The following is an 824-nucleotide window of genomic DNA, read 5'->3' on the forward strand; positions in this document are numbered from 1 at the left end:
TGCGGTCAGCGGCCTCCCATGCCCAGGGCGGTGGCGGAGCGCTGGTACTTGATGTCCGAGGTGATGCGTGTGTCGAAGCGGGCGCACAGGTCGTCAGAGAGGACCTTGATCAGTTCGACGACGCGGGGGTCGTTGGCGATCTCCTGCTCGATGCGCGGGTAGATGGCCAGCTCGACCTCGCTGACGGGCTTGCGCTCGCGCTCCGCCTCGGGCAGCCGGAGGTTGCTGACGAACGCGCGGTCGATGCTGCACCGCAGTGCGTCGCGCTTGTCCAGCCAGACGAAGAAGGTGTAGCGGTAGTCGTCCAGGCGCAGGGTCGGGATCAGCTCGGTGCGGGGGATGCCGTACTCCTCCTCCAGGTGCAGCCCGGGGTGCTCGATGTCGTCCCTGGCCATCAGCCGCTTGACGATGGCGACGGCCTCGGGCGAGTCGGGGGCGGCCTGGATGGTGGCCTTCTCCTCGCCGTCGAAGACGTAGCGGTGGTCGCGGCGCACGTTGTTCTCGTCCTGGGCGGCCTTGAAGGCGCAGAAGGCGTGCGTGATCTTGTTGCAGGAGGTCCGCAGCAGCGCGCCGGTGCTCAGGATGCGGAAGTCCTCGGTGTCGTAGTAGATCGCCGTGTTCAGCGGCGGGGTGGTCCTGGCCTGGTCCTTCTCGGCGATCTCGGCGCCCTTGACGCGGTCGCCGATCGTCGCCTTCATGTCGTCCAGCCAGCCGTAGTAGTCCTCGTTGCTGACCGTGTCCATCTCGATCTTGACGGCGAGCTGGTTGAAGACCACGAAGTCGCCGGACTTGGTGTAGACGGCCTCGTTCTGCGGCATCTTGGG

At 66.6% G+C, this 824-nt stretch carries 1 protein-coding gene; it reads right to left on the minus strand.

Annotated features, from left to right (window positions below):
- Positions 1 to 5: 5 nt before the first annotated feature.
- The coding region (locus IE313_RS34650) for a hypothetical protein (RefSeq protein ID WP_189939353.1) at positions 6 to 824 on the minus strand (819 nt) is incomplete at its 5' end.

Origin of the sequence: Streptomyces sulfonofaciens, assembly GCF_014656295.1 — a bacterium.
Classification (GTDB): Bacteria; Actinomycetota; Actinomycetes; order Streptomycetales; family Streptomycetaceae; genus Streptomyces; species Streptomyces sulfonofaciens.